The sequence below is a fragment of the Spirosoma pulveris genome (assembly GCF_054781875.1).
The window spans coordinates 1703858-1730564 of the sequence record NZ_BAAGTO010000001.1 but is presented as its reverse complement, the minus strand read 5'-3'; the positions used below and the strand labels follow the sequence as shown (position 1 = coordinate 1730564).

General features: G+C 49.4%; 24 protein-coding genes. 18 read left to right on the top strand and 6 right to left on the bottom strand.

Going from position 1 to position 26707, the window contains the following annotated elements; translation table 11 throughout:
• Positions 1-25 precede the first annotated feature (25 nt).
• The 9 genes from ACYVJM_RS07010 (at position 26) to ACYVJM_RS06970 (ending at position 11934) form a co-directional block, all read left to right on the top strand.
• Positions 26-1630, top strand: a complete 1605-nt coding sequence (locus ACYVJM_RS07010; RefSeq protein ID WP_461147475.1) for a hypothetical protein — start codon at positions 26-28, stop codon at positions 1628-1630.
• Between the two features lie 354 nt (positions 1631-1984).
• Positions 1985-3133 carry a glycosyltransferase family 4 protein gene (locus ACYVJM_RS07005; RefSeq protein ID WP_461147474.1) on the top strand — a complete coding sequence of 383 codons (1149 nt, stop codon included), beginning with the start codon at positions 1985-1987 and terminating at the stop codon, positions 3131-3133.
• A gap of 89 nt (positions 3134-3222) precedes the next feature.
• Positions 3223-4431 carry a DUF1972 domain-containing protein gene (locus ACYVJM_RS07000; RefSeq protein WP_461147473.1) on the top strand — a complete coding sequence of 403 codons (1209 nt, stop codon included), beginning with the start codon at positions 3223-3225 and terminating at the stop codon, positions 4429-4431.
• Between the two features lie 42 nt (positions 4432-4473).
• Entirely contained in the window at positions 4474-5574 is a 1101-nt protein-coding gene (locus ACYVJM_RS06995) for a glycosyltransferase family 4 protein (protein ID WP_461147472.1), read from the top strand.
• A 143-nt stretch (positions 5575-5717) separates the two neighbouring features.
• A complete protein-coding gene (locus tag ACYVJM_RS06990) occupies positions 5718-7082 on the top strand; it encodes a sigma-54-dependent transcriptional regulator (protein WP_461147471.1) in 1365 nt (454 codons plus the stop codon).
• A 31-nt stretch (positions 7083-7113) separates the two neighbouring features.
• Positions 7114-9933, top strand: a complete 2820-nt coding sequence (locus tag ACYVJM_RS06985) for a PAS domain S-box protein (protein ID WP_461147470.1) — start codon at positions 7114-7116, stop codon at positions 9931-9933.
• A 119-nt stretch (positions 9934-10052) separates the two neighbouring features.
• Positions 10053-10493: a MarR family winged helix-turn-helix transcriptional regulator gene (locus ACYVJM_RS06980; protein WP_461147469.1), complete on the top strand. Its 441-nt coding sequence runs from the start codon at positions 10053-10055 to the stop codon at positions 10491-10493.
• Positions 10494-10495: 2 nt separating this feature from the next.
• Positions 10496-10939 carry an organic hydroperoxide resistance protein gene (locus ACYVJM_RS06975; RefSeq protein ID WP_461147468.1) on the top strand — a complete coding sequence of 148 codons (444 nt, stop codon included), beginning with the start codon at positions 10496-10498 and terminating at the stop codon, positions 10937-10939.
• Complete coding sequence (locus ACYVJM_RS06970; RefSeq protein ID WP_461147467.1) at positions 10936-11934, top strand: NADP-dependent oxidoreductase; 999 nt, start codon at positions 10936-10938, stop codon at positions 11932-11934. Before ACYVJM_RS06975 ends, ACYVJM_RS06970 begins: the two co-directional genes overlap by 4 nt.
• A 114-nt stretch (positions 11935-12048) precedes the next feature.
• Here the strand turns inward: ACYVJM_RS06970 and ACYVJM_RS06965 are convergent, their stop codons facing one another.
• Positions 12049-12816, bottom strand: coding sequence for a class I SAM-dependent methyltransferase (locus ACYVJM_RS06965; protein WP_461147466.1), 768 nt, complete (start codon positions 12814-12816; stop codon positions 12049-12051).
• 165 nt (positions 12817-12981) lie between these two features.
• Here ACYVJM_RS06965 and ACYVJM_RS06960 point away from each other — a divergent pair, with 165 nt between their 5' ends.
• The 3 genes from ACYVJM_RS06960 to ACYVJM_RS06950 all read left to right on the top strand — a co-directional run bounded on the left by ACYVJM_RS06960 (position 12982) and on the right by ACYVJM_RS06950 (position 15910).
• Complete coding sequence (locus ACYVJM_RS06960; protein ID WP_461147465.1) at positions 12982-14433, top strand: GWxTD domain-containing protein; 1452 nt, start codon at positions 12982-12984, stop codon at positions 14431-14433.
• A complete protein-coding gene (gene rlmB / locus ACYVJM_RS06955) occupies positions 14406-15233 on the top strand; it encodes a 23S rRNA (guanosine(2251)-2'-O)-methyltransferase RlmB (RefSeq protein ID WP_461147464.1) in 828 nt (275 codons plus the stop codon). Before ACYVJM_RS06960 ends, rlmB begins: the two co-directional genes overlap by 28 nt.
• Before the next feature lie 272 nt (positions 15234-15505).
• Complete coding sequence (locus ACYVJM_RS06950) at positions 15506-15910, top strand: hypothetical protein (RefSeq protein ID WP_461147463.1); 405 nt, start codon at positions 15506-15508, stop codon at positions 15908-15910.
• 67 nt (positions 15911-15977) lie between these two features.
• Here the strand turns inward: ACYVJM_RS06950 and ACYVJM_RS06945 are convergent, their stop codons facing one another.
• On the bottom strand, positions 15978-16367 hold the full coding sequence (locus tag ACYVJM_RS06945) for a c-type cytochrome (protein WP_461147462.1): 390 nt from the start codon (positions 16365-16367) through the stop codon (positions 15978-15980).
• 174 nt (positions 16368-16541) lie between these two features.
• Here ACYVJM_RS06945 and ACYVJM_RS06940 point away from each other — a divergent pair, with 174 nt between their 5' ends.
• Positions 16542-17282, top strand: a complete 741-nt coding sequence (locus tag ACYVJM_RS06940) for a class I SAM-dependent methyltransferase (protein ID WP_461147461.1) — start codon at positions 16542-16544, stop codon at positions 17280-17282.
• Here the strand turns inward: ACYVJM_RS06940 and ACYVJM_RS06935 are convergent.
• Positions 17277-18965, bottom strand: coding sequence for a VRR-NUC domain-containing protein (locus tag ACYVJM_RS06935; protein ID WP_461147460.1), 1689 nt, complete (start codon positions 18963-18965; stop codon positions 17277-17279). The two genes, ACYVJM_RS06940 and ACYVJM_RS06935, sit on opposite strands and share 6 nt — an antisense overlap.
• A 51-nt stretch (positions 18966-19016) precedes the next feature.
• Here ACYVJM_RS06935 and ACYVJM_RS06930 point away from each other — a divergent pair, with 51 nt between their 5' ends.
• The 5 genes from ACYVJM_RS06930 (at position 19017) to ACYVJM_RS06910 (ending at position 23096) form a co-directional block, all read left to right on the top strand.
• On the top strand, positions 19017-20018 hold the full coding sequence (locus tag ACYVJM_RS06930; RefSeq protein ID WP_461147459.1) for a DUF2157 domain-containing protein: 1002 nt from the start codon (positions 19017-19019) through the stop codon (positions 20016-20018).
• On the top strand, positions 20005-21195 hold the full coding sequence (locus tag ACYVJM_RS06925; RefSeq protein WP_461147458.1) for a hypothetical protein: 1191 nt from the start codon (positions 20005-20007) through the stop codon (positions 21193-21195). Before ACYVJM_RS06930 ends, ACYVJM_RS06925 begins: the two co-directional genes overlap by 14 nt.
• A gap of 24 nt (positions 21196-21219) precedes the next feature.
• Complete coding sequence (locus ACYVJM_RS06920; protein WP_461147457.1) at positions 21220-21435, top strand: type II toxin-antitoxin system VapB family antitoxin; 216 nt, start codon at positions 21220-21222, stop codon at positions 21433-21435.
• A complete protein-coding gene (vapC, locus tag ACYVJM_RS06915) occupies positions 21432-21824 on the top strand; it encodes a type II toxin-antitoxin system VapC family toxin (protein WP_461147456.1) in 393 nt (130 codons plus the stop codon). Before ACYVJM_RS06920 ends, vapC begins: the two co-directional genes overlap by 4 nt.
• 84 nt (positions 21825-21908) lie before the next feature.
• On the top strand, positions 21909-23096 hold the full coding sequence (locus ACYVJM_RS06910) for a phosphoglycerate kinase (protein WP_461147455.1): 1188 nt from the start codon (positions 21909-21911) through the stop codon (positions 23094-23096).
• A 67-nt stretch (positions 23097-23163) separates the two neighbouring features.
• Here the strand turns inward: ACYVJM_RS06910 and ACYVJM_RS06905 are convergent, their stop codons facing one another.
• The 3 genes from ACYVJM_RS06905 to ACYVJM_RS06895 form a co-directional block, all read right to left on the bottom strand.
• Positions 23164-24621, bottom strand: a complete 1458-nt coding sequence (locus tag ACYVJM_RS06905; protein WP_461147454.1) for a tetratricopeptide repeat protein — start codon at positions 24619-24621, stop codon at positions 23164-23166.
• A gap of 160 nt (positions 24622-24781) precedes the next feature.
• Positions 24782-25537 carry a zinc ribbon domain-containing protein gene (locus tag ACYVJM_RS06900; protein ID WP_097124584.1) on the bottom strand — a complete coding sequence of 252 codons (756 nt, stop codon included), beginning with the start codon at positions 25535-25537 and terminating at the stop codon, positions 24782-24784.
• Positions 25538-25554: 17 nt separating this feature from the next.
• On the bottom strand, positions 25555-26655 hold the full coding sequence (locus ACYVJM_RS06895; protein ID WP_461147453.1) for a Nif3-like dinuclear metal center hexameric protein: 1101 nt from the start codon (positions 26653-26655) through the stop codon (positions 25555-25557).
• Positions 26656-26707 lie beyond the last annotated feature (52 nt).

Below are 26707 nucleotides of genomic sequence, written 5' to 3'. Positions count from 1 at the left end.
TATAGTACCTGTAGCGCTTGTTTATATGACTAAGTCCGCAACTTACACAACCGATATTGACCGATTACGCAGGGGCCTGCATACAATTGGTATTCCCGTGGCCGTAGAGGAATCGGCGGGCTTCACTTATCCTATAAACAGTTACCTGTACCGGAATCCCGACGGTAGTATCCGCTGGCTTTGGCCCGTAGAAGCCAAAGAGCCGGATTTCCTTCGATTTTACCAGGTTGATAGCCGGCGTGCGCAATTGTTTGTGTGGGTGGTCAGGCTGTTGTTTCGGTTGGGATTAGGACGCCTGGTTGCCCAGGATCGGCTAACACTCTATACATCCGAAAGCGGCAATCAACTCGTTCGGCAAAGTCAGATAAAAGGATGGGCCTTATTTACCGGTGTTGCCGGACCCAATCGGAAAATAGCCATCTGGCACTGCATGCGTTCGGGAAAACGGTACCTAACGAAAATTGCCGTTGGCTCCGCTGCACTATCCGGCTTACGACAGGAAGCGAGGGCACTTCGACAGCTTCAGCAGACACCATTTTTACAGGTCAATACCCCAGCGCTAACCGCGTATTCGCTGCGATTTGTTACAACCGGCTTTCTCATTCAGGAGGATATGGGAGTAACCTGCATGCCGCAAACCAATCAGTTGGCCCAAATGCCGGAATGTATTTTACAGGAGCTATTTAGCCGGAACTGGCATACACAACCGTTGAATCAAACCACTTTTTGGGGTCAGGCACATCAACGTCTGTCAGCACTAAAGACGGCTAACGACCCGCGTATACCAGTTGGTCTGCTCAATAAACTAGACCTGCTGATGCGGTCCCTGAATGATCAGATGACTGTGCCAATCGCTTCGGCCCATGGTAATTTTACGCCCTGGACGATCTTGCTGAAAGGCAGACAGGTTGGCGTTGTGGATTGGGAACATTATGCAGATGAGCTGCCGGGGCTTTATGATTTGTTTCATTTTCTGTATCAGTCGGCAATACGTGCTGATAATCAGAACTATAGCGCCACCCGGCAGCTGATCGACGCTACGCTGAATCGGCCGGAGTGGAAGCTGTTTCGGGAAACATATCAGCTGGACACGCGCCTGGCCGAAATTTTATACCTGACGAACGCCATTACGGCTGCTTTACAAGACTATAACCAACAAACGGATTGGCCGGAGCAGTTTAGCCGGCAATTGACGACCTGGAGCGATGCCCTGACACATTGGTTGAACCGGCAGGAGATTATGTCTGATCACCAGCTAGTGAGTCAGGATGTAGCATTCTGGCTACATCAACAGCCAGACGGAGCCCCGACGGCAACAAGCCAGAGTGGCCTGGCCTCCGATGCAGTAGCCTTGTGTGTCCCTCAGTCAACTGCCCTTCAGTTGATGTATTACCTTCGGCATCATTCGCTTACGCATGACCTGATCAGTAAACCGGGGGAGGGGATGAATCAACTGTATATCCGTTGTCTGGATAATTCCAGCCTTCGCATCGATTTGAACTGGCAAGTTAAACCCGGCAAACTGAGTGTGTGGAGGCTATCGGGAAGCAGGCTAGGTGCTTCACTCGTGGGCTTAAGGTACTCGACGCCTAAATCGGTAAAACGTACGTTCACTTATTTTATCGCCTGAAGCACTGGAGCCAGGTTAGCGATTAATTTATTACTGTCATCAATTATAGTACCTGTGCATTGACTTAAACAGCCTCAAAGGCGGCATGACTCATTTGTGTAACTCAGCTAAACATAGGCTGTACCTATACATTACATGGATCAGGCCGTTGCTGATGTATTGCCTCTGCCAGCCATAAGTACCATATCCTTCCTTTTGTCGCTTACGAGTTGTTTGGCTTGCCGAATGTCCATTGGCACGACATTTACTCGCCCGGCATAGGCTCAACTTTAGGTTCAGCGGGATGGGCAACAGATCAACAAAACAGAACACCAAACAGGTAAAGAGGCCATGTAGGGGTAACCCACAAAAGCTATGAAATCGAAGCGAATAATTGCCGTTCATTTACTCAATGACTTTAGTGGAAGCCCTCTTGTTTTTCGGCAGGCACTGGAAGCCCTTGAAGAGGCAAAACTTAATCTTGTTTTATTTACGGCTACACCCGGCGGGAGTGGTTTTTTGAGTAATCTGCCGGGTGTGACAACCCAAAGCATCGCGTACAAATGGCATCCGGCCAAGCTAATCACTCTCTATTATTACCTGACTATTCAACTCCGGCTTTTTTTTAAACTTTTGTTTTTTCTAAAGTCGACTGATGAACTATATATCAATACCTTATTGCCCTTTGGCGCGGCTCTGGCCGGTTGGCTGCGCGGTTGCCGGGTGGTGTATCATGTACATGAAGTAAGCCTGAAACCCTGGCTTTTGAAAGCATGGCTGCGGTTCGTTGCCAATACTACGGCTCAGGAAGTATTATTCGTATCAAAATATACCCAGCAGCAGACCGGACTCACGCGTCCCCTTTGTCGGCAAATTTACAACGCCTTACGGGACTCATTTACCGAACAGGCCAGTCGACTCGCCGAAGCCAATACCGCTTTCCCGTTCACGGCGCTCATGCTGTGTTCCAACAAGGCTTACAAGGGTATTCATGAGTTTGTGGCCTGCGCCCGGCAGTTGCCCCATATCCGGTTTATGCTCGTACTAAATGCCAAAGGTGAAGAGGTGGAGGTGTTCAGAAAGCAGGTGAGCCCTCCGGACAACTGCTTGATCTACCCGGCACAGGCCGATACAATTCCTTTTTACGAGCAGGCGCACGTAGTCCTGAACCTGTCCAATCCTGACGCCTGGGTTGAAACCTTCGGCATGACGGCGCTCGAAGCCATGGCCTGCGGTCGCCCGATCATCGTTCCGCCGGTTGGAGGAATCTGTGAGCTGATCGAAGATTCGAAAGAAGGCTTCACCGTCGATGCCCGCAAGACAGCAGTGGTTGTTCAGCGACTTCAGCTGCTGTCGTCAGACATGAACCTTTATCTGGAAATGGCCCATGCCGCTCGTGAGCGTGCTGCCTTTTTCTCCGCACGCCGGTTTCGGCAGCAGATAACCGATGTTTTTGTGCCGGAACAGTGCCGCGACCAGTCCTTGTATTCCGTGGAAAAACTGTCCAGAATCGGGAATGAATAAGAAATAGTATCAATTAAATCAACTCATTGTCAGGCTGTTGAAAGTTTGGCACGACATAGGATAATAGAAATTTATTAATTAAGAATAGCATGAATAAGACCAACGTAGCAATTATTGGCACTGTAGGTATCCCGGCTAAATACGGCGGTTTCGAAACCCTGGCCGAGCACCTGGTTGATCACCTGGGGACCGAAACGAATATAACGGTCTACTGCACCACCAAAAAGTACGGCCAGGCTGAGCGGCCGGCAACGTATAAAGGGGCGCGTTTGGTATACCTGCCCTTTGATGCCAATGGTATCCAAAGTATTATCTATGACTGCTTCAGTATCCTACACGCCTTGTTTTACGCCGACGTAATGCTTATTCTGGGCGTAAGTGGCGGATTCATGCTGCCTTTTGTTCGGTGGTTTACCAAGAAAAAAATCATCATTTCCATTGATGGTATTGAGTGGAAACGAAATAAGTGGAGCAAAGCGGCCAGATGGTACCTGTGGGCGGCCGAGTGGGTGGCCGTACGTTACTCACACGCTGATATTTCGGACAATGAGTCGATCCAGAACTATACGGCAATCCGGTACAAGACGCTGAGCCACATTATTGAATATGGCGCCGATCACACCATTGCCGTCAGTCCAACGCCGGCCGATCGGGAAATGTATCCTTTTCTGTCCGCGCCCTATGCGTTCACTGTTTGCCGAATCGAACCGGAAAACAACATCCACCTCGTGCTGGAGGCTTTTGCTCAATTGCCCAGGCACACGCTGGTTATGGTCGGAAACTGGACAAACAGTGAGTACGGAGCCAACCTGCGTGAACAACATAAGAAAGACGCAAACATCCACCTGCTCGACCCGATTTATGACCAGCGGCAACTTGACCTGCTGCGCAGCAATTGCCTGATTTATGTTCATGGCCACAGTGCCGGCGGAACGAATCCATCGCTGGTAGAAGCCATGTACCTTGGTTTACCGGTTATTGCGTTCGATGTTGCTTACAACCGGTCGACAACGGAAAACAAAGCGCTGTTTTTTAGAACCTCGGCCGAACTGATCAAACGGATTGAGAATACGTCGATCAGCGAACTCAAGGAACGGGCCGAAATCATGAAGACCATTGCCTATCGCCGGTATACCTGGACTGTCATTGCGCAGAAATATGCCTACCTCATCCGTCTTGTACAGCAGGTATCTACCAAAAAAGAACTTAACTCTCTGGCAGGTACACGCCTGTCGTCTGATTGGCTGCTGGAGTCAGAACTGGCTCACTTAGAGAGGCCTTCTTACTTTTACGAATAAGCTATACGTACAGATACAAGTCAGTATATATTCAATAACATCATGATACAAGATCTTTTTACGACAAATAGCCTAATACTGGGCTTCCTGATTGCGCTGGTGAGCTGCTGGGTGCTTTTACCCTTCCTCATCAAGTTGAGCCCTAAAATCGGGCTGGTCGATAAGCCGAACTTTCGGAAGGTACACCAGAAGCTGATCCCTGCCATTGGCGGGTTGACCATTGCGCTGGCCGTGACGTTTACGGCACTGGTGTATGCTCCGCTGCGGGAGCTGTTAAGCCAGAACCTTTCACTGACCATTGCCTTGGCAACCCTCACGGTAACCGGTGTCCTGGATGACCGGCTGAACCTGCCTGCCATCCTGCGCCTTGGCATTCAGCTGGGCTGTGCCTACCTGATCGCCAATTCCGGTATCCGCCTGACGTCGCTTCATGGTGTGTTCGGCATTATGGAACTGTCCGTATTTTTTCAGTACGCCATTTCCATGTTTGTCCTGACGGTTATGGCCAACGCCTTCAATTTGATTGATGGTGTTGATGGTCTTGCGGGCAGCCTGGCGTTTAGCAACAGTGTCGTGTTCAGTGGATTGGCCATTGTGGTGGGCCAACTGGAATGGCTGGCACTGCTGTTGCCGGTGGCCGGGGCCCTGCTGGCTTTTCTGAGATACAACTGGCGCCCTGCCAAATTATTCATGGGCGATGGGGGCTCTGTAGTGCTTGGCTTTCTTATGGCGGCCCTGGGAATTATATTCATCGAGGGGTCGTACCAGCAAGCTGTCACTTACGGACCTTATGCCATCATTCTAACGACGGCCAGTTGCATGATCCCATTAATTGACGCGCTCCGCGTAGCTATAAACCGGATGCGGAAGGGGAAGTCTCCGTTTGCCGCCGACAAAAACCATATGCACCACTGGTTCTTGAAACACCGCTTTGTTCACTCAGAGATAACGCTGCGTATCGTAAAAACACATGCTGCCCTGACCGTTTTGTCTATCCTGGCTTCCTTTGTTTTTAGCGTTACCACAATAATTTTCCTTCAGGTTTTTGCGGTAATTCTGTATACCTGGATAATTCAGTTCAGCCACGCGTTCCTTAAAAATGTTAGATTGGTAAAAGCACTTGAAACAAAGTTTGTCCCATAACTCAAATTCTTTGGACCTGATACAGAAGAATTGCGGATCAAATTCATTAATCAAGGTAGGCTTTTGTTTGCTAATTTAACTTTTGAATAAATTAGTGAATAAATTGTTTTGATCATGCCGAATAGGGCGTGGCAACTTGTACTATGAATGAGTCCAGCATCTACCGTATTTTTATTGTCGAAGATGATCCATGGTATGGTGAAGTACTAAAGTACCACCTGTCGATGAATCCGAATTACGAGCTTCACCGGTTTGCCACCGGTGAAGATTGTATGAATTACCTTACTGTTTGTCAGCCCCATCTGATCACACTGGACTACTCCTTGCCCGATACCAATGGGGCCGAGTTGTTTCGTCGTCTTCAGGAGCGGTTGCCCGATACGCCGGTTATTGTAATTAGCGGACAGAAAGACGTAGAAACAGCTGTTGGGCTGCTTCAGGCGGGGGTGTATAGCTATTTCGTGAAGGATGATCGAACAAAAGATCTGCTGTGGAACGCAATTCTTAAACTCCGGGAAAATCAAAGCCTCAAACAGGAAGTTGACCAGCTACGTGAAGAGTTAGGCCAGAAATATGACTTTAACTCAATCATAAAAGGAAGCAGCCAGGCAATAAGCAAGGTTTTTACACTCGTAGAAAAAGCAGTTCGAACAAACATAAATGTGTCGATAACCGGCGAAACCGGTACCGGAAAAGAACTCGTTGCGAAGGCTATTCACTACCATTCTGATCGCCGGAAAAAGCCTTTCGTTGCCGTCAACATGGCCGCTATTCCTAAAGAGCTAGCGGAAAGCGAACTGTTTGGACACGAAAAAGGAGCATTCACCGGGGCATTGAACAAAAAAATAGGCCGCTTCGAGGAAGCTAATAAAGGCACCTTGTTTCTGGATGAGATTGCCGAGATGGATTTAACCTTACAGAGTAAACTGTTGCGGGTTTTGCAGGAGCGCGAGCTTACCCGAGTGGGCGGAAGTGAAAAAATTATGCTCGATATCCGTTTAGTAACTGCCTCACATAAAAACCTCCTCGATGAGGTCAGGCAGGGGCGCTTTCGTGAGGATCTATACTATCGGATCATGGGGCTACCCATTGAACTACCCCCGCTTCGTGAGCGCTCAACTGATATAATGTTACTGGCGAGGCACTTTCTGGATGAATTTTGTAAAGATAATCGCCTGGGCACAATGACTATCCTGCCCGCTACTACCGAAAAGTTGATGCGTTATAATTTCCCCGGAAATGTGCGCGAATTAAAGTCAATTATTCAACTGGCAGCGGTCATGAGTGATGGTGTCGAAATAAGACCCGATGACCTTTTGTTTGCGTCTCTTTCGGGAAGTAATGAAGGCGTAACCGAAGAAATGACACTTCGCGGTTATACTATTCAAATTATCAAGTCTTACTTGAAAAAATACGACAACAACGTACTCCTGGTAGCCGATAAGCTGGATATAGGAAAATCAACCATTTATAAGATGATCCAGAACGACGAGCTTTCTCTATCCTGAGCAATCGTTTGTGTGAACCGGAAGACCCAATATGGAAAAAGAGACAACTAGTCTACCCTCGAATGAGCCGTTATCAACCGATATGCTGCATCAGGAAAACGAGCAGCTCCGGGCGGAAGCGAAGCAATTGAGGGATATTATACGCCAGCAACAGGCAGAGTTGACCCGTATTGAACAACGGTGGAAATTTGCGCTGGAAGGCTTTGGAGATGCTGTCTGGGAGCTGAATCTGCAAACGAGAGAGATCGTACGGTCTGCCCGATACCGCGATATTCTGGGCTATACGCTGGAGGAGTTTCCGGATGTTATAGAGGTATGGATGAATAAACTGCACCCTCAGGACCGGGAGCAGTTAACGGATCCGGAAATGAGCTTGTATCAATCCGGTGCTCGGGAAAGCCACGTAACCGAGTATCGGCTTCTGGCTAAAGATGGTACCTACAAACACTTTTTGGATCGGGGGCGGGTATTTAACTATTCGGAAGATGGCAAGCCCCTGCTCATGATTGGCACCAGCACCGATATTACGCATCAAAAAAATATAGAGGAGGCCCTTCGGACCAACGCACACCGATTATCAAACCTGATTGCAGATTTTCAGGAAGGTATACTACTGGAAGACGAAAACCGGACTATTGTACTGGTTAATCAGCAGTTTTGCAATATGTTCTCGGTACCATTAACGCCCGATGAATTAAAAGGTGCCGATTGCTCGGGTATGGCCGAGCAAAGCAAAGGGTACTTTAAGGAGCAGGAAGCGTTTGTGGAGCGTGTTGATCAGTTATTAAAGGATCAGAAACTAGTTATTGGCGAGGAGATCGCTCTGGCCGACGGGCGTATCTTCGAACGGGACTATGTCCCCATCGTTATAGACGGTACGTATGCCGGGCACCTGTGGAAATACACGGATATTACAAAGCGTAAGCACGCTGAAGATGCCGCATTCCATCTCAATGAAAAGTACCAGCGTATCATAGAGAACATGAACCTGGGGCTCATTGAGGTCGATTTAGATGAGCGTATCGTCTATACGAATCAGAGTTTTTGTGCCATGAGTGGCTATGAGCCCGATGAGTTGATTGGGCAGGTCGCCACGGATATTCTGCTAAAAGGACAGAATATCCAGTTCATGAAGGAGAAGAATGAAAGTCGGTTGAAAGGAAACATCGACGCCTACGAAGTATCCATTAAAAATAAGCGCGGTGAAGCCATGTGGTGGCTGGTGAGTGGAGCCCCCCTATTCGCGGAGTCGGGACAGGTTATTGGCTCTACCGGTATTCATCTGGATATTACCAAGCAAAAGCAGCTTGAGTCGGAACTTCGGGTGGCCAAACAGGAAGCGGAACATTCGGCGCGGGCTAAAGAGTTGTTCCTGGCCAATATGAGCCATGAAATTCGTACGCCCATGAATGCTATTCTAAACCTTGGGCAGCAGATTAAGAAGACGAGCCTCACCGAACATCAGCAGTTCTTTATCAGTATGATCAACACGGCTGCCAGCAACCTGTTGGTCATTATTAATGATATACTTGATTTTTCGAAAATTGAAGCCGGGGAGCTTGCGCTGGAACACATCAATTTCAACATGGCTGCCCTTATTGAGCAGGCTGTGCAGGTAATGGCACAGGATGCTGAAAAGAAAGGGCTGGAGATTACCCGAAAAATTGACCCCAGCCTGGCTCCTGCACTGATGGGCGACCCTTTTCGGATAAATCAGATTTTATTGAACCTGATCGGGAATTCGGTTAAGTTCACAAATTCCGGAAGCGTTCATATCCAGTGCGATTGTAAAAAAGTGGCCAGAAATCAACTGGTTACCCTGTCTGTAACGGATACGGGAATAGGCATTGCCCCTGAATTTCTGCGCAGTTTATTCGCGAAGTTCACACAGGAGGATGGCAGTATTGGGCGTCGGTATGGTGGGTCGGGGCTTGGCATGAGCATCACCAAGCAATTAGTTGAACTAATGGGTGGTACCATTGATGTTCAGAGCGAGAAAAACAAAGGAACTACAGTAACTGTAAAGCTATCACTGCCCATTGGCAAGAACGATACCGAAGTGAATCAAAAACAAACAATTCCAAATGAAGATGTCCTGCTGTCGAAACGAGTTTTGCTGGTAGAGGATAATGCAATGAACCGGCTGGTGGTAACCACCATACTCAAACCGTATGGGGTTATTCTCGTGGAAGAAACAAATGGCTTCAACGCCGTGGAGAGACTCAGGAAAGAGACATTCGATATTGTGCTGATGGATGTCCAGATGCCCATTATGGATGGATTGGAAGCCACCCGTATTACGCGGCAGGAAATCAGTAAGTCGATTCCCATTGTAGCCTTGACGGCCAGTGTGATACGGACTGAAAAAGAGGAGTGTTTTAACGTTGGTATGAATGACTTTCTGGCAAAGCCATTTGAAGGTAAAGAACTGATTGGTATGCTAATGAAGTGGCTTCATGGCGTCGATGAGGTCGTAGAGCCCGAAGTGAAAGAAGCGCATGAATCGCTCTACAACTTGTCCAGACTGGAAACAATCAGCCGGGGTAGTCAGGAGTTTATTCAAAAGATGATCCATCTTTTTTGTGCGGAAGCACCCGATGTGGCAACCCAGATAAAGGTAGCTTACGAAGCCGGCGATTTTAATAAAGTGAAATACCTGGCGCATCGGATAAAACCGACCGTAGAGACAATGGATATCACATCGCAGATAGAGTCGATCCGCCAAATAGAAAGTCTGGCCAGTAATGGAGCGGCATCCAATGAGCTCGAACTCCTGGTCAATGATTTCGAAAAGACGATTCACCTGGTAACCGAACACATGCAGGCAACCTACGGTATCGAGAGTAAATAGGAGATAAATTATTCCTGATTAACCACCTAAAGGCGGTCAACTTCTAAAAAAGTTGACCGCCTTTAAACTTTATGGTCATTCATGCAGTTAATATATTGTGCACAATTTAATTGTCCATAATGAATAAGCTACTGCTCGACAATCAACTCTGCTTTCCATTATACGCACTTTCGCGTCAGGTAACGGCCCTATACCGTCCTTTACTTGAAAGCCTGGACTTGACGTATCCGCAATACTTGGTTATGCTCCTGCTCTGGGAAACCGATAATCGATCTGTGGGCGAAATAGGGGAGCGGTTGCTGCTCGATTCGGGAACGCTTACCCCGTTATTAAAACGGCTTGAGCAGAAACAGCTGATTACCCGAACCCGCAACCCGGCCGATGAGCGCCAGGTGACGATTCAACTGACCGAAGCCGGTCGGGCTCTACAGAATAGGGCTGGTGATATTCCTGCTCAATTGCAGGAGCGAATGAGCCTTGACAATGAACAGACAATTAGTTTGAGAGTTCAGCTAATGACGTTATTAAATCAATTGACAAAAACAGAAACCATTAATTAGTTATGATTCAGCCATTGTATACAGCCCACGCTACCGCCACCGGCGGACGTGACGGCCATGTGACTTCTTCCGATAATGTTCTGGACCTGGATGTGCGGGTTCCCCGTGAGATGGGGGGCGCCGGGGGCGCTTATACCAATCCCGAGCAGCTTTTTGCGGCTGGCTATGCCGCTTGTTTCGATAGTGCTCTGAATCTGGTCATTCGGATGGGTAAAGTAAAAACCGGCACTACGTCCGTAACCGCCGATGTAAGCATCGGCAAGCTGGAAGCGGGTGGTTTTGGTCTGGCCGTTACACTCGACGTTAACGTTCCGGGCGTAGAGCAGGCGCTTGCCGAAGAGCTTGTCGGGAAGGCACATCAGGTATGTCCGTACTCAAATGCAACCCGGGGTAACATTGATGTAACGTTAACGGTGACTAACCACGAAACGGGCGTACAGGCATGAGTGTACGTCAGATCGTATTGGCTGCGCGTCCTAAGGGGATGCCCGATACCAACACATTTCGCTTTGATGAGTCAACCTTACCTGCCTTGCAGGAGGGGGATGTATTAGTTGAGCCTGTTTATTTTTCGGTCGATCCGTACATGCGGGGCCGTATGAACGACGCTAAATCCTACATACCTCCGTTTGAGGTTGGGCAACCCTTGAATGGCGGAGCAGTGGCTAAGGTACTGGAAAGCAAAGCCGATGGTATTTCGGCCGGTGATCTTGTAACGGGAAGTCTGCCCTGGGCCACTCAGGCGGTTGTTCCGGCTAAGGGCCTCAAAAGAATAGATGCCAGCCTGGCTCCGGCCAGTTATTACCTGGGTATTTTGGGCATGCCGGGTCTGACAGCCTATTTCGGTCTGCTGGACATTGGTAATCCCCAGCCCGGCGAAACGGTAGTCGTATCTGGTGCGGCCGGTGCTGTTGGCATTATTGTCGGGCAGATTGCTAAAATAAAGGGGTGCCGGGTCGTTGGCATTGCTGGATCTGATGATAAAGTGGCTTTGCTAAAAGAGCAGTTTGGGTTTGATGAAGTCGTGAACTACAAAACCGCGTCGAACCTGACCGATGCTATTGCTGAAGCCTGCCCAAAAGGCGTCGACGTCTATTTTGATAACGTAGGAGGGGATGTCTCTGATGCCGTTATCAAACATATTAACTTCCACGCCCGCATTCCCCTTTGTGGTCAGATCGCCCTGTACAATACGACCGAGGTACCCATGGGTCCACGCATTCAGCCCATGCTGCTAACCCGCAGTGTCTTGATGAAAGGCTTTACCATTGGTATTTACCAGGCACGTTTCGGCGAAGGGATCAAACAACTGGCAGCCTGGGTAAACGAAGGTAAACTTCAGTATACAGAAACAACGGTCAAAGGATTCGATAAACTGCCCGAAGCTATGCTGGGTCTGTTTTCCGGACAGAATACGGGTAAAATGATTGTAGAAGTATAATTCGTTACCGGCTCCAAAAGTGTCCGACATATTATTAAACAGGAAGAGCACAGCCGTTAATGGCTGTGCTCTTCCTGTTTAATAACAGTTGCTCGATAACTAAATCAGTTGTGTTTATTTCGTTGCTACGTAGAAGAAATCCAGACTGCCGGCCGGATCGTTGCTCACGAGATAGTCGGTATAGTTTATTTCGGCAGCAATTCCGTCCGCTTGCAGAAGCCGGTTGCGGTTAAGCCGGTTCATCAGATCGTAGGGCACCTGGAGCAGTCGGCGGGGGAGTCTGTATTGCAGGTTGAAAATATCGAAGCGGGTCAGTTTTTTGACCGATTCTTTATTCTGCTCGTAATACGTCATTACCTTTTCGTTACCGTGGATACCCTGCGTTTCTACAGTAGGAAAATACTTTCCCATCAGCGCTTTCAGTCCATCGGCATAATATTCCCGAACGTGCCAGGGATTACGTGTCAGCGAAAACGTTTTATTTACGGTTGTCAAAAGCAGTTTGCCTCCGGGTTTCAATACACGGTGCGCTTCTTTAATGAACAGGTCGTCGTTCTGGATATGCTCAATTACCTGAAAGGTCACGATAAAATCGAAGGTGTTATCGGGTAAGCCGCTAAGTGGTGGAATATTGGCGGCAATGAATGTCGAGTTGGGATACCCGGCACTCAGCGACGAAATCAACTCCTCATTTTTATCGATTCCTGTGTAATGATCGGCGGCTTTTGTGAGCAGTTCCAACCCTCGGCCCCAGCCGCAACCAATTTCAAGTACCCGTCCGCTTACCCTAGCAGCCGCTTCGACATAGGGGAACAATAGTCGTTGGTGAACAGGGTTATCCGATGCGATTTCGGCGGAAGTAATTTCGGTCGTCTTATACATGCGTTTGCAATTCAATTGGCAAAATTACTCTTTTGTATAAGTAAAGAAAAATGGATGCTCACGGTAACCCAAAAGATGTCTTTTTTTCGTTATTAATGAACAGTACCAAACAACCCATCCTATACAGCTTTTTAACTCTATAGGCATTAGCCAGCATCGTTACTTATGCGCATTTTATCTGCCATCCTCTTCATTTTTTTCCTGACGGCCTGTTCGACCAATAAAAAAACACAGCAGGACCGGGCCAATGCGGCCTACGATGCCCGAACTGAAGCGCAGCGAAACCAGAACCGGCCAGCGGCCCGCCCCGCCGAAGGGCCCCGTGCCGATACCCAGCGGCCGGATGCACCACGTACCGACTCCCGCACGTCAACCGCCCAGAATCCTGCTCCCGTTAAAGTGATGACGGATGGGCCTGCCCTGGGTACAACGCCATCGGTGTCTGCCAAAACATCCGGCGAGTGGATGGTTACGTCGATTAAAGGAAAATTTTTGACCATCGACAGCAGCAGCGTCCGGGTATACATGGACATTACGGCTAAATCGCCAATGGGTGAGGTCGTACTTAAACCCGCCGATTTTGTTGCCCATTTCCTCCTGGCCTACGTCATGTATCCGGATTACAATAACCGGGAACGGCTGGGCTATGGAACAGTACCCCTAACTACTGATAATGTAGGACAGGAGGGTGACCATTTGACGCTGATGTTCGATGTAAAGCGCCCCAAAGACGCGGCTACTGCTGTTCTGTTGTCTGAATTCACCGAAAATAGCTCAGGGACCAAGGCACGTAATGATCTGACATTACGGTTTAAGGGTACAAAGATGAGCGATCGGTACACCTTGTTTGACAAGACCGGCAAACGACCTCAACTGCGTAACTATGTGAATATTGGCGATACGGTTATTATTGGTGATGTAACCGGAACGGTCAAACAACTCGCTGGCTATCGCTACCGGCATGATTTCGATGCAGCCTCGTCGCCCATGAATACGTCGGCCCGGCCCGCAGCCAAATCGCTGTCCGAAGATTCGACCTTGACGATAACGACGAATAAACCGTTCATTATTCCACGTGAAGGGCTATATTATTTTCTGGAAGATACCGCCGATGTGGCAGGTATTGGCCTGGTCGCGGCAGACAAGCGGTTTCCGAAGTTAACCCGTCCCGAAAAACTGATCAAGCCGGTGCTGTACATGAGCACCAGTTCCGAAATCAGTGAACTGAACCAGGCGCAGGATACTAAAAAAGCATTCGATCGCTACTGGCTAAGTTTAATGTCGGGAAATGAAGAGGTCGCCCGTAAAACACTGAAAGCCTACTTTAACCGGGTTGAAGAAGCGAACCGTTTATTTACAACCTACAAGGAAGGCTGGAAGACCGATAAAGGTATGATTTACATCGTACTGGGTGCTCCGGACCGGGTGCAAAGGAACCGCGAGCGCGAAGTGTGGGTTTATAATCGCCGGGCCAATGTCTCGGAGGTTAACTTTACCTTTACAAAAAAACCGAATCAATTTGTCGAGGATCATTACGAACTGGTGCGCTTCATTGAGTATCAGCCGGTTTGGTACCCGATTGTCGAAGCATGGAGAACCGGCGCAATCCGCGAGTAAATCGCCCCAGTTATAAGCCACGTCCCGCAGGGGCAAAACCACCGTATCGTCCTCAGCCCGACGAGATGGTTTTTGGTATTCAATCCGTTATTGAGACGTTGAAGTCCGATCAGCAGATTGACAAGCTCTACATGGAAAAGGAGCTTAGCAACCCTGACATCCAGAATCTGGCTTTTCAAAAACGGGTTACCATCCAGCGCGTTCCTTCTGAACGGCTCGACCGGTTTACCCGGAAGAACCACCAGGGTGTTGTTTGTCTCATTGCCCAGGTGCAGTACGTTAAACTCTCGAATGTCATTGCCGATGTGTTTGAGCGGGGGGAGACGCCGTTTTTCCTGCTGCTGGATCGGATTACCGATGTTCGCAACTTTGGAGCCATTGCCCGCACCGCCGAGTGTACAGGCATTCAGTGTATTGTCATTCCGGGTAGGGGAGCAGCCGCCATTAATTCCGATGCGATGAAAACATCGTCGGGAGCGCTCAACCACATTTCGGTTTGCCGGGAGCCTGATCTTACCGAAACCGTAAAATATTTACAGGAGTCAGGCATTTCCGTAGTCGCCTGTACCGAAAAATCGGCACGTGACCTCTACGAACGTACCACCGATTTGACGGGACCGATGGCGATCATCATGGGGTCAGAAGAGGATGGTATTTCACCCGAACTGCTCCGTATGGTGGATACGCACGTTAAAATTCCTCTTTTGGGAGCCGTTGGTTCATTGAATGTCTCGGTAGCGACCGGCGTGATTCTGTACGAAGCCGTACGCCAGCGGAGTTTAGCCGTGAACGCATCTTAGTACTATCCATAAAAGGCGCTATACAAGCGCATCGTACTTTTTTCATAAAGCACCCGGCTATGTCGGGTGCTTTTTTTGCTCTTTAATGTAACCATGAAAAGCTTTTTGTGTCTACTGTGAGGATGACAGGCAGGGGTTGAGTTAGGAGTCGTGTGCTGTCCAACCGTCAAGTCGTTGGCTAATCCGTTTAGCTCCACCTGGATTGTCCTGAACCGATGAATGTGAATTGTTTACTGCCAGCTTATAGGATACGCATACTTTCAATACTATTGTTGGTCTACGTGCCATTCATTCAGGCGCAGACTTTCACCGGTCAATCCAAGCTGACACCATTACCTGCTAGTTTCGATGCTATGGTTTACCCGTCAACTACTCAGCCAACAACCGTTAGGGTCGTTTTCAATAACCCCACCGGCGGGTCTGTGCGGGTGTTAATCGAAAATACGGAAGGCCAGATTTTTTATAATGCCTACGAAACCGTCACGCAATACCGTCGGCGGTTCGACTTGGCTACGTTACCTGAAGGCAGTTATACAATTGTGCTTAGTACGCACAACAGCCGCTACGTACAGGCATTTGTTATTGATCCACCGGTCCGCCCTCAAAACCAGGTTATATTGATAACCCCCCGTTCTGATACACCGTCCCGAAAAGAAATAGTCGTTACAGAGTATTAATACCAGATGGTATTTATCAGGGTAGCGTTAAAACAAAAACACCGGACTTAAGTCCGGTGTTTTTGTTTTATGATTTCTTGCCTTTAGGCTTCGCTTTGGTGGTGCCGCCTTTTTTGGCTGGGCTTCCATCGAGCGAGTTAATCCAGACCGCCAGTTTCATGGCATCTTCCTTTGGTACCTGCTTCATGGCTGCCATTGGCGGATAACCCGGCCAGTGGGATGGAATTGGATTATAGATGAGGTTAATAATCTCCTCGTTCGTGTAATTCTTTTTAGCCACGTCGGCATAAGCCGGACCTACTAGCCGCTGGTTTGGACGGTGGCAGGCTATGCAGGTGTATTTCGTCATCAGGGTATTCATTTCTTCTGGAATATCGGATGGCGCCTGAGCCTTAGCGTCGATAGAAGCTACGGCCAGCGAAGCCGAAGCGATGAGAATACCAAATAATTTTTTCATGAGAATCGGGTAAACGATAAAAAAACAAAACAGATTGAGTGAGAGCAATAAGCCAACCGCGCAAAAATAGATGGTTTGGGGGCATAACCCAATTTTGACAACGGTTTTTCCTATTAAACCAATGTTTAGACAGTTGTTCTTAAAAAACGTTTAAAATTGCCGAAAAGAAAATTTATGCAACCTCTCGACCGCTTCTCGGGTCATGCCGATCTCTACGCCCAATACCGGATCGACTACCCCGCCGATTTATATGATTTTATTCTGGCATACTGCTCCAATCGGCAAAGGGCCTGGGATTGTGCCACCGGAAATGGTCAGGTTGCCGGCGCATTGGCCGACGTGTTTGAGCAGGTCGACGCCACTGATATCAGCGAAACACAACTTATTCTGGCCGTTAAAAAGCCAAATATTCATTATCAGGCCAGTCTGGCTGAGCAAACGCCCTTTGCCGATCAATCCTTCGATCTGATTACCGTAGGTCAGGCTATCCATTGGTTCGATGTAAATGCCTTTCATCAGGAAGTACGGCGAGTGGCTAAACCCAATGCCACCCTTGCCGAATGGGGCTATGGTCTAGTACAGCTCGGTTCTGAACTCGACCCGATCATGCTCGATTTCTACCGGAATCGAATCGGGCCCTACTGGGACCCGCAACGAACGCACATCGACAACCGGTATGCGGCCTTACCGTTTCCTTTCTCAAACGTGCAACACGCTACGTTTACGGCCCGGCGTACCTGGTCGCTGGATCGGTTCATGAACTACCTGCGTACCTGGTCGGCGGTGCGACAGTATATCCACGAAAATGAAGAAGACCCCGTCATCGGATTGGGACAGGCGCTAAAACCGATTTGGGGTGATGGCGAACGCGAAGTATCGTTTCCCGTCTTTCTGCGGCTTGGGGTGGTTTCATAACTCCCAAACCACCCGTACTACTTTGCCGCGCACGCCAATAGTCTGAAAAAATTCCAGCCAGTGCAGTTGCTGCGGACCAAGGTGATCGGTAGGCGATTTGACTTCGACGAAGTCATAGTCTCCCCGTTCGTTCCAGACGAGCAGATCAGGGAAGCCTCGCGTGTGTTCACGGACGTTACGGGCCATTTCGAGCAGAATTAAACGCAGTTGCTCAACATCCAGCAACTCGATCATCTGCTGAACAAGCCTCAATAGCTCATCCGACCAGTCGACCAGCACGTTGGTGATGCCGTATTTGGCGTTGAACATCCGGCCCGTATGGCGTCGCCAGTCATCCTTGGTATCGAGTTCTATCAGCCGCTTTTTCAACAGGTCTTCCCGTTTTACATAAAAATCGGGCAGGTAAAAGTCGGATGGAGCGCGTTGCAACGGGTGGTGAATGGCCGACACGTTGGCATCATAAATAATATCCCAGAAGACCAGACCGAACAAGCCGCGCCAGGGGTAGTTCTCGGTGAAGGCTGCGTCGAAATCCTGTTCCAGGTAACAATTCATTACCCCCGCTTCGACATGGTGCCGATAAGCAGCTGGTATGTTTACACTCTCGGCATCAGATAAAAAGCGAGTGGTCGCTTTACGGGTGCGTTTTTTCTCACTCAAGCCCAGGATCTTCTCCCGGAAATCAGTAGCAAAATACCGCTCTTCGGCATTCAGGGGATTAACCGCGATTTCATCGCAGAGGGCCAGGGCTTCATCGACGGAACCGTTTTTGAAAAGCAACCGAACGCGTCGTTCCCGTGCCGGAACCCGGTCGGAGAGCTCATAGACGGCCAGCGCCTGATCGGGAAGTTTCTGCCGTTCCAGAAAAGCCCCAACGCGGCACACCAGTTTCTGATAGCCCGGAATGGCTATTTCCGTTAGCTCGGGGCGGGTTTCGTTCCAGTTCAGGAACCAGTTGTAAATATCATCGGCGGATGTTTCGGCTTCTTTGAGGTCGTAAAACTCCTCGTTCGTGAGCGAAATCAGCAGCTTATCTTCCACCTCTTTTCGGGTGCGGAAGCGGGCCGTTAACTTGCTTTCGTCGTACCGCTCGAAGTTGACCATGCCGAGGTCGCGCACCACAAACTCGGTCATGTTGCTGCCCCGGTTGCCAAAAAAGAGGTACTTAACCATCATGCCTTCGGCTTCAAAATTCATTCTTACCACCGTTTCGTGGGTGGTCAGGCTGGTCACGATTTCGGCGAAATCAAGCTCATGGAGCGCGTATCGCACAACGCCTTCCTTTTTCTCTTTTGCCAACGGCCGACTCTCTTCCGGTTCAAGCGGAAGAAGGTTCAGTAGCTCAGGTTTAGTGAAAATACCCAGGGCAGCTTCGCCCATAAGCTCATGATGAGCTGATAGCCGTTCAACAAATCCGGAAGAAATTAACGCGTCAACAGCGGCCGGAAGGTCAGTAATTTCGTTATACTGTAGTTTGGTAGTGCGAAAAAAGAGTCCTTTACGGTTACTAAACCGTACATACAGACACTGAGCATCGAGCGGTAAAGTTTCGAATCGATGGATGAAATCCCATTCGGCATCATTTAATAGGTTGCCGTACAGTCGCTTAACAAAATCCAGCACGTAGCGGAAATTGTCGAGGTAGTAGTGGGGAGTGAGGATAATCTTTTGTCGTCCAACCATACTGTAAAGTGGGAGGGAGCCCACAGTTACATAACAAAAAAACACGCGTTTATGTCCCCGGACGATGTTCTGAACAGACTAGGAAAGCAGGGTATTTTGCCACCTGAACAGCAGACGAAAATTGCTGAGATTGAGCGTAGAAAGCCTTTTTCGCTGCATTGGGAGTTACGCTCAATGCTCTATATTGGTATTCTGCTGGTCAGTCTGGGGTTGGGGCTCCTGGTTTACGATAACTTCGATCAGATCGGTCAGGGAGCTTTGCTGACGGCTATTGCGGCTGCCTGCGCCGGCAGCTTTTATTTCGCCTGGCGAAATCGGCCAGCCTGGACATTTGCCCAAACGAAGAGCCGGTCGACCTTTGGCGATTATGCCCTGATTCTGGCCTGCCTGCTCTTCCTGACGCTGGAGGGATATGCGCAATACGCTTACAACGTCTTTGGTTCGCGCTACGGATTGGTCACTTTACTGCCGGCTGCCCTGTTTCTTCCGCTGGCCTATCGGTTCGACCACAGAGGGGTGTTAAGCATGGCGCTCACGGCACTCATCTCGTGGGTGGGCGTAACTGTCCGACCGCTTACGTTATATTTTAAAACGAACTTCTTCAATCAGGGTACAGTCCTGTCGGCCATTGCGCTGGGCCTGGTGCTCATCGGTATCGCTTTTTTGCTGGAGCGACGGCGTATAAAACCTCATTTTACGTATACCTACCTAACCATAGCAGGTAATCTGCTGATGGTGGCCTTGCTGGGTGGACTATTCAATTTCGACGACGTACGGCTCTGGTTTGCCCTGGGGTTGGGCGTCGCTTGTTTTGCTTTTGACCGGTACGCCCGCCAGCAGCGTCAAGTGGCTACTGCGTCGGAAGGCTCGTTTCTCTTCCTGCTGATGAGCAGTGTGTATGGGTACATTGGCGCGACATATCTGTTTTTTCATTACCTGCGCCCCGCCAGCGACGATGTTTATTACTGGTATTTTATTGTAACCGGCATTGCGTTTGTTTATTACCTCATGAGCCAGTTACCCAAAGGCAGTCGAACGAATGAAAGCATATAACGAACAGTGGATTTATAACCGAGACCTGTTGATGCAGTCGGAGCGGTGGCATCGGCAGGGACTGCTGTCCGACGAGCAAATGGAAGCCGTTCGGAAGGCTTACCCGGTGGAGTTTCGCCGGACGAACGGGTTCATTGAAATTGGTCTGTTTCTCTTTACAACCGTTGCCATACTGGCCTGTTACCTGCTACCCGCCAGTATTTTCTCCAGTCTGCTGGACAATCAAACGGCCTATGGCCTGTTCAACATTGTCTTTGGTATCGGAGTGGGTATTGTTGGGTGGTTTCTGATTAACCGCAGACTGCTGTACCGGAATGGGGTCGACAATGCCTTTGTCGTTACGCTAACGGGCTTTCTGGCGTTTGGCTTCAATCAGTTTTTGCCCAATGGCCTGTCGGTGGCTACGCATTGCGTATTTACGTTGCCGCTCCTGCTGCTGGTGCTTTGGTACTTTGGCGATACGCTTATTGCCTTCTTTTCGATCGCTGCTTTTTACACGGCTATCTTCGACAGTCTCCTAAAGGTTGACTGGGGGCGGGATGCGCTGCCTTTTGTCATGATGGCTGTTTCGCTGTTGGTGTATAGCGGAACCCGGCAAATCGTTAAGCAAGACACCGACCAGTCGTATTACGCCGATCCGCTCAATCTGGTGCAATGGCTGTCGCTGATTATTCTGGCGGCCAGCGGTAACTATTTTATGGTGCGTGAACTGAACGGGCTCCTGCTTAAATCGGGTCCGGGCCAGCCTGTGTTAACAGAAGCTCCACAAATCGGGTTGCCTGTCCTTTTCTGGATACTGACGTTCGTCATTCCGATCATCTATTTGTGGCAGGGCCTGACGAAGCGAAACCGAATGTTGATTATCCTTGGTACGCTTGGTCTCATTGCGGCTGTCATGACGGTGCATCATTACACTGTGCTCGTACCGCTGAACGTGGCGCTGACCATTGGTGGGTTGGTCCTAATTGGCCTTGCCGTGGCTGGTATTCAATATTTGTCCAGTCCCAAACAGGGCTTTACCGATGCACCCGATGACGATTCCCCAAACGATTTGTTTACCAATGCCGCCAGTCTTGCCGTTGGTCAGGCTACCGGTGCTGCAGCCAACGGGCCGAAAGCTGATCTTCAATTTGGCAAAGGTGATTTTGGTGGTGCCGGAAGCGAAGGCCAGTACTGATGTGTATAAACGGATGAAAAAGCTATGCGGACAAATATTGATATCAATGATGAGTTGATTCAGCGAGCGTTGGAAATGAGTCATCTGAAGACGAAAAAAGCCGTTGTTGAACTAGCTCTCCAACAGTATATTGAACGGCAGGCCCGTCAAAATCTGCTGTCCCTGTTTGGCAAGGTTCAATGGGATGGGGATCTGGAACAAATGCGTACGGATACTACGCCCAATGATCAGGACCGATGATAGTAGATACATCCGTTTGGATCGATGCCTTTCGGTCTGCCCGAAGTGAGCAAGCCAGGTTAGTCGCTACTTACCTGGCCGCTGATCGGCAGATTTACATTACGCCGATAATCTTACAGGAGGTTTTACAGGGTGTACGAGCCGATGAGGAATATGCCCGTATAAAAGAAGGGATGCTGGCGAACTCCATCCTCCGACTTGACCCTGTCGAAGCCGCCATTGGTGCTGCCGACCTGTATCGTTCATTGCGTAAAAAGGGCGTTACGATTCGCAAACAGAATAACTGTCTGATTGCGAATTATGCTATTTTCTACGATATACCGGTTCTGCATAAGGACGCCGACTTCGACCAGATCGCCAGCCATACCACTCTCCGCATAGCGGTTTAATGGCAACAACCATAAACTTACCGCTCTCGTCTGCTAAAAAACCGCTAAGTTTGGCCTCGCAAACCAACGACCATACGCAGTCGCATGAAAACCGTAGATACCTACAATTTTGCCGGTAAGAAAGCCCTCGTTCGGGTAGACTTCAACGTGCCACTCGACAAAGAGTACAACATTACAGATGATACCCGCATCAAGGCAACCATCCCAACCGTTCTGAAGATCGTGAACGACGGTGGTTCGGCCATTCTGATGTCACACCTCGGCCGCCCCAAGGGTGGTCCTGAAGAAAAATATTCGCTCAAGCATTTACTGCCTGCCCTGAAAGAAGCTTTCGGACGCGACGTGAAGTTTGCTGACGATTGCATTGGTCAGTCGGCAACGGATTTAGCCGCCAGCCTGCAACCCGGCGAAATCCTGCTGCTCGAAAACCTGCGTTTTTATAAAGAGGAAGAAAAAGGCGATGTTGCCTTCGCTGAGAAGTTAGCGAAACTTGGCAACGTGTGGGTAAACGATGCCTTCGGAACGGCTCACCGTGCCCACGCATCGACGGCTGTCATGGGACAGTTTTTCGAAGACCGCGTGGCTGGTTACGTAATGAACGCTGAATTGGCCAACGCCAAGAAGATTCTGGAAGAAGCAGAACGGCCGTTTACCGCTATTATGGGTGGTGCCAAAATCTCCGACAAAATCCTGATCATCGAGAAACTGCTCGATACCGTCGACAACCTGATCATTGGCGGGGGAATGACCTATACCTTTACCAAAGCACAGGGTGGCCAGATTGGTAAATCGCTGCTCGAAGCCGATAAGCAGGAACTGGCGCTTGAGTTGCTGAAAAAGGCGGAAGCCAAAGGTGTGAAAATTTATATGCCCGTCGACAACCTATGCGCCGACGACTTCTCGAACGATGCCAACAGGCAGGTTGTGCCAACGGGCCAGATTCCCGATGGCTGGGAAGGGCTCGACATTGGTCCAAAAACCATTGAACTCTTCAAAGAGGTTGTCCTCAAGTCGAAAACGATCCTTTGGAATGGTCCAATGGGCGTATTTGAATTTGAGAATTTCGCGCATGGCACCAATGCTATTGCCGAAGCCGTGGTGCAAGCGACCGAAGAAAACGGAGCCTTCTCACTCATCGGTGGTGGCGATTCCGCATCGGCTGTTAATCAGGCCGGTTATGGCGACCGTGTGAGCTATGTATCGACGGGGGGCGGTGCCTTGCTGGAATACATGGAAGGTAAAGTGTTGCCCGGTGTCGCTGCTCTGGCGTAATATACATTAGATAAATAGGGTAAAATAAGCGCCATATCTCCAAGATATGGCGCTTATTTTACCCTATTTATAAGCTACTTAAACCGGCCTTTGCTTTATTGTCTACGCTGTTTTTGTACTCGTGGCGTTTAAAGCTGAGGGCTTTCTGAAAACACGACCGTGCGCGAGTGCGGTCGTGTTTTTGCTGATAGATGTACCCTAACTGGAGGGCTGCCGTGGCACCGAAAGAAAGCTGGTCGGGGTCGCTCAGCGCCAGGGCGCGTGTAAGCCAGGGTATGGCCGCATCGGGGTTGTTCCGGCGTTGGAAGATGCGGCCCATGCGGTACGTATATTCGGCCTTCTCGGCTATCGTAGCGAATCGGGCTTCGGTGTAAGGGCGCAGATAAGCCAGGGCACTATCGGTGAAACCACCGTCGGAAGCCAGTCTTGCCCGCATGAGTACTTTTTGGTTGGTTGATGCCCCTTTGGTCAAATAGGATTCGGCGAATTTCTGGGCGGCCTTATCCGACTCGACTGTAGTTCGACCAACGGTGGTCACTTTTTGCAGGAAGGAACGGGAAGTGGCGTCTGACTCTCCGGCTAGCCAATGGCAGAGAAAGAGTTTGTAATAAGAGTCTTTTAAAAAATTACGGCCTTTGTACGTTGCCAGAAATTGCTGCAAATGTGTTTCTGCCGCTACGTAATCACCCTTTTGGAGGTAAATATCACCCAGAATATTTTCAATGACGGGCAGGGGCATGTAATTCTTGCCAACAGGTCGGCTGGATAGATAGGAAAGCGCCTGTTCACCATGGCCGTTCTTTTGCTCAATAGTGGCCCCGAAAAAGTGCAGCAGCAGATTATCAGGATGAGCACTGACAAGCTTTTGTAACGTTTTTTCATCGGCATCAGTGAACCTGACTACATACGCGCGTATCATTAGGTCGATAAGCTGTGCTTCCAGTCCGAATGTTGGGTCAGTCTGAACGCGCAGAAGTTCCTGCTGCCCTTGCTGAATGTTACCGTGCAGCCCCAAAAGATTCGCTACCCAGGCGTAACTGTCCGGGACGGAGCCGATCATGACATGAAGCGTTCCCAGCGATTTATACGTCGGCAGAAAGCCTGGAAACCGTTTCTGGTTCTCTGCCAATAATTTATACGCCCGGATAACATCCCAACTCGCACTCACCTCCTTCCCGAATTTCAATTTGACGAATGCCCAATGGAGCCGCACTTCGGCCATAAGTACCCGTTGCCAGGGCGATGCGTCGTCCAGTTTTTTAAGGGCGTCGAGCCGCTCATCTTCCCGATCGCTGATTGACGCAAACAGCCGATCATCATCCGACGTCACAAGCTGAAGCATATCTGTGTAGTCGTCAACAAAAATACGTACACCATTCCGGGTCGACTCTGTCGTCAATACCGGCTCAGTCGGTGGTACGATTAGCTTTTGTAAGTTGCCGTACGTTCGTTGCAGGCCTGGGGTCCAGACGAAGTCCTGCGCTCTGCCCACAAACGAGTTGAGCAGGAACAGGAGAGCTGCCATGATACTAAAACGGTACGTTGACACAGATAGGGTAAAAGCTTAATGAGTAACGCAAACAGCTTCTTATAGAAATACGATAACAAAGCAACGTCAGTCAAGAGGTACCGCTATAAAAAAAGGTCGCCAGAAGACGACCTTTTTTTATAGCGGTTAATTCTGACTACCGGCCACGGCCCGTTGGAGCTGGCTCGGGAACGCCTTCCACATCGGCAAAAATCCGTCCGCAGTGCTCGCAAACAATGATTTTCTTTTTGTCTTTAATGTCTGCCTGACGCTGGGGCGGCACCACGTTAAAGCAGCCTCCGCAGGCACCACGCTTCACCATCACAACGGCCAGACCGTTCAGGGCATTACCGCGAATTTTTTTGTAAGAGTTTAGCAAACGAGGCTCGATGGTCGTTGCCTGCTCATCGCGCTGTTTGATGATTTCTTTCTCTTCTTCCTGACTTTCCGACGTAATCTGGTCGAGTTCCTGCTTTTTTGCTTTCAGGTCTTCTTTCCGTTCGTTCAGGGCCGCCGAAGTCGTTTTAATTTCCTCTTCTTTGCCCCGTACCCGGAATTGCGCTTCGTTGGCGCGTTTTTCAACCAGTTCAATCTCAAGAGATTGTAGTTCTATTTCTTTCGAAATGGCGTCAAACTCGCGGTTATTGCGAACGTTCATCTGCTGATCCTTATACTTGGTGATCAGCTTCTCCGCGTCCTTTTTAGCCACGCGATTGCGCTCAATTTCTTCCTCCAGCGTCTTGATTTCGGCCTGGAATTTCCCAATCCGGGTTTCAAAACCTGCTATATCGTCTTCAAGGTCACGGACTTCTTCGGGCAGACCACCGCGAATTTTGATGAGTTCGTCTAGTTGAGAATCCAGGGATTGCAGTTTGAGAAGAGCGTCTAGTTTTTGCGCAATCGTCAGTTCCATTCGGAATGTAGTTAGTGCTATATGAAGTACCGAACCGGATTCGTATCCGTTTCTGATAAAATTACCGCAAAAGTAGTGAATTTTTTTGCCAAATGTCCGCAAATCAAGTCTTTCGTATAGACTTCACTTTCATAATGTCCAATATCGCAGATAGTTATGCGTCCTTCGGCATCAAAGAATTCATGATACTTGTAATCAGCGGTCACAAAGACATCGGCCCCCGCCCGGATGGCATCGGGTAGTAAAAAGCTGCCAACACCTCCACAAACGGCTATTCGGCGAATGGGCCGGTCGGGGAGGGCCGTGTAGCGAATAAGATTCAGGCCCATGTGTTCTTTCAAATAAGATAACCAGGCTGTTCCTGCCAGCGGTTCCGCTAAATCGCCCACAGCGCCGGAGCCCACTTCCTGATGCTGATTGTCCAGCGCTGTCAGGTAATACGCCACTTCGTCGTAACGGTGTGCCTGCCGCAGAGCGGTCAGTAACTGATCCTGCTGATGGGTGGGGATAATAACCTCGATCCGGTTTTCGGGCTCTTCACGATACGCTCCAATCTCTCCAATGACCGGATTAGCCCGTTCGCTGGGCTGGAAGGTTCCGGTACCGGTTACCCGAAAACTACAGTTTTTGTACTCTCCAATTTGTCCGGCTCCGGCAACATAGAGTGCATCCAGTACCCGTTGGGTATCGGCTATGGGGACAAACGTGACCAGTTTGGTCAATACCTGCGTTTTAGGTGCCAGAATCTGTACGTTCGTCAGCTTTAACTTCTCCGCAATTTTATAGTTAACGCCCCCTGCTACGTTGTCCAGATTGGTATGAGCTGCATAAATGGCAATATCATTCCTGATCGCTTTGATGACCGTACGCTCTACATACGTTTTACCGTTCAGTTTTTTCAAGCCCTTGAACACAACCGGATGGTGCGCTACAATTACGTTGCACCCTTTGGCGATGGCTTCATCGATAACCGCTTCGGTAACGTCAAGCGATACCAGAACGCCCGTAATATCGGTAGCGGGATCGCCAACCAGCAGACCCACGTTGTCGTATGATTCCTGATAGGCAAGGGGAGCAAGGGCTTCGATGTAAGCAGCAAGCTGACGGATTTGTGGCATGATGACGATGGATATTGACTAATTTAGTGGATGGTGACACGCAAATTACGGA

Excerpts from the sequence above, each read along its gene's own strand:
- ACYVJM_RS06990 (WP_461147471.1), top strand. The coding sequence starts at position 5,718 with ATGAATGAGTCCAGCATCTACCGTATTTTTATTGTCGAAGATGATCCA.
- ACYVJM_RS06975 (WP_461147468.1), top strand. The coding sequence starts at position 10,496 with ATGATTCAGCCATTGTATACAGCCCACGCTACCGCCACCGGCGGACGT.
- ACYVJM_RS06970 (WP_461147467.1), top strand. The coding sequence starts at position 10,936 with ATGAGTGTACGTCAGATCGTATTGGCTGCGCGTCCTAAGGGGATGCCC.
- ACYVJM_RS06980 (WP_461147469.1), top strand. The coding sequence starts at position 10,053 with ATGAATAAGCTACTGCTCGACAATCAACTCTGCTTTCCATTATACGCA.
- ACYVJM_RS06935 (WP_461147460.1), bottom strand. The coding sequence starts at position 18,965 with ATGGTTGGACGACAAAAGATTATCCTCACTCCCCACTACTACCTCGAC.
- vapC (WP_461147456.1), top strand. The coding sequence starts at position 21,432 with ATGATAGTAGATACATCCGTTTGGATCGATGCCTTTCGGTCTGCCCGA.
- ACYVJM_RS06895 (WP_461147453.1), bottom strand. The coding sequence starts at position 26,655 with ATGCCACAAATCCGTCAGCTTGCTGCTTACATCGAAGCCCTTGCTCCC.
- rlmB (WP_461147464.1), top strand. The coding sequence starts at position 14,406 with ATGGAGAACCGGCGCAATCCGCGAGTAAATCGCCCCAGTTATAAGCCA.
- ACYVJM_RS06985 (WP_461147470.1), top strand. The coding sequence starts at position 7,114 with ATGGAAAAAGAGACAACTAGTCTACCCTCGAATGAGCCGTTATCAACC.
- ACYVJM_RS06905 (WP_461147454.1), bottom strand. The coding sequence starts at position 24,621 with ATGGCAGCTCTCCTGTTCCTGCTCAACTCGTTTGTGGGCAGAGCGCAG.
- ACYVJM_RS07005 (WP_461147474.1), top strand. The coding sequence starts at position 1,985 with ATGAAATCGAAGCGAATAATTGCCGTTCATTTACTCAATGACTTTAGT.
- ACYVJM_RS06910 (WP_461147455.1), top strand. The coding sequence starts at position 21,909 with ATGAAAACCGTAGATACCTACAATTTTGCCGGTAAGAAAGCCCTCGTT.
- ACYVJM_RS06930 (WP_461147459.1), top strand. The coding sequence starts at position 19,017 with ATGTCCCCGGACGATGTTCTGAACAGACTAGGAAAGCAGGGTATTTTG.
- ACYVJM_RS06900 (WP_097124584.1), bottom strand. The coding sequence starts at position 25,537 with ATGGAACTGACGATTGCGCAAAAACTAGACGCTCTTCTCAAACTGCAA.
- ACYVJM_RS06925 (WP_461147458.1), top strand. The coding sequence starts at position 20,005 with ATGAAAGCATATAACGAACAGTGGATTTATAACCGAGACCTGTTGATG.
- ACYVJM_RS06965 (WP_461147466.1), bottom strand. The coding sequence starts at position 12,816 with ATGTATAAGACGACCGAAATTACTTCCGCCGAAATCGCATCGGATAAC.
- ACYVJM_RS06940 (WP_461147461.1), top strand. The coding sequence starts at position 16,542 with ATGCAACCTCTCGACCGCTTCTCGGGTCATGCCGATCTCTACGCCCAA.
- ACYVJM_RS07000 (WP_461147473.1), top strand. The coding sequence starts at position 3,223 with ATGAATAAGACCAACGTAGCAATTATTGGCACTGTAGGTATCCCGGCT.
- ACYVJM_RS06920 (WP_461147457.1), top strand. The coding sequence starts at position 21,220 with ATGCGGACAAATATTGATATCAATGATGAGTTGATTCAGCGAGCGTTG.
- ACYVJM_RS06995 (WP_461147472.1), top strand. The coding sequence starts at position 4,474 with ATGATACAAGATCTTTTTACGACAAATAGCCTAATACTGGGCTTCCTG.
- ACYVJM_RS06945 (WP_461147462.1), bottom strand. The coding sequence starts at position 16,367 with ATGAAAAAATTATTTGGTATTCTCATCGCTTCGGCTTCGCTGGCCGTA.
- ACYVJM_RS06960 (WP_461147465.1), top strand. The coding sequence starts at position 12,982 with ATGCGCATTTTATCTGCCATCCTCTTCATTTTTTTCCTGACGGCCTGT.
- ACYVJM_RS07010 (WP_461147475.1), top strand. The coding sequence starts at position 26 with ATGACTAAGTCCGCAACTTACACAACCGATATTGACCGATTACGCAGG.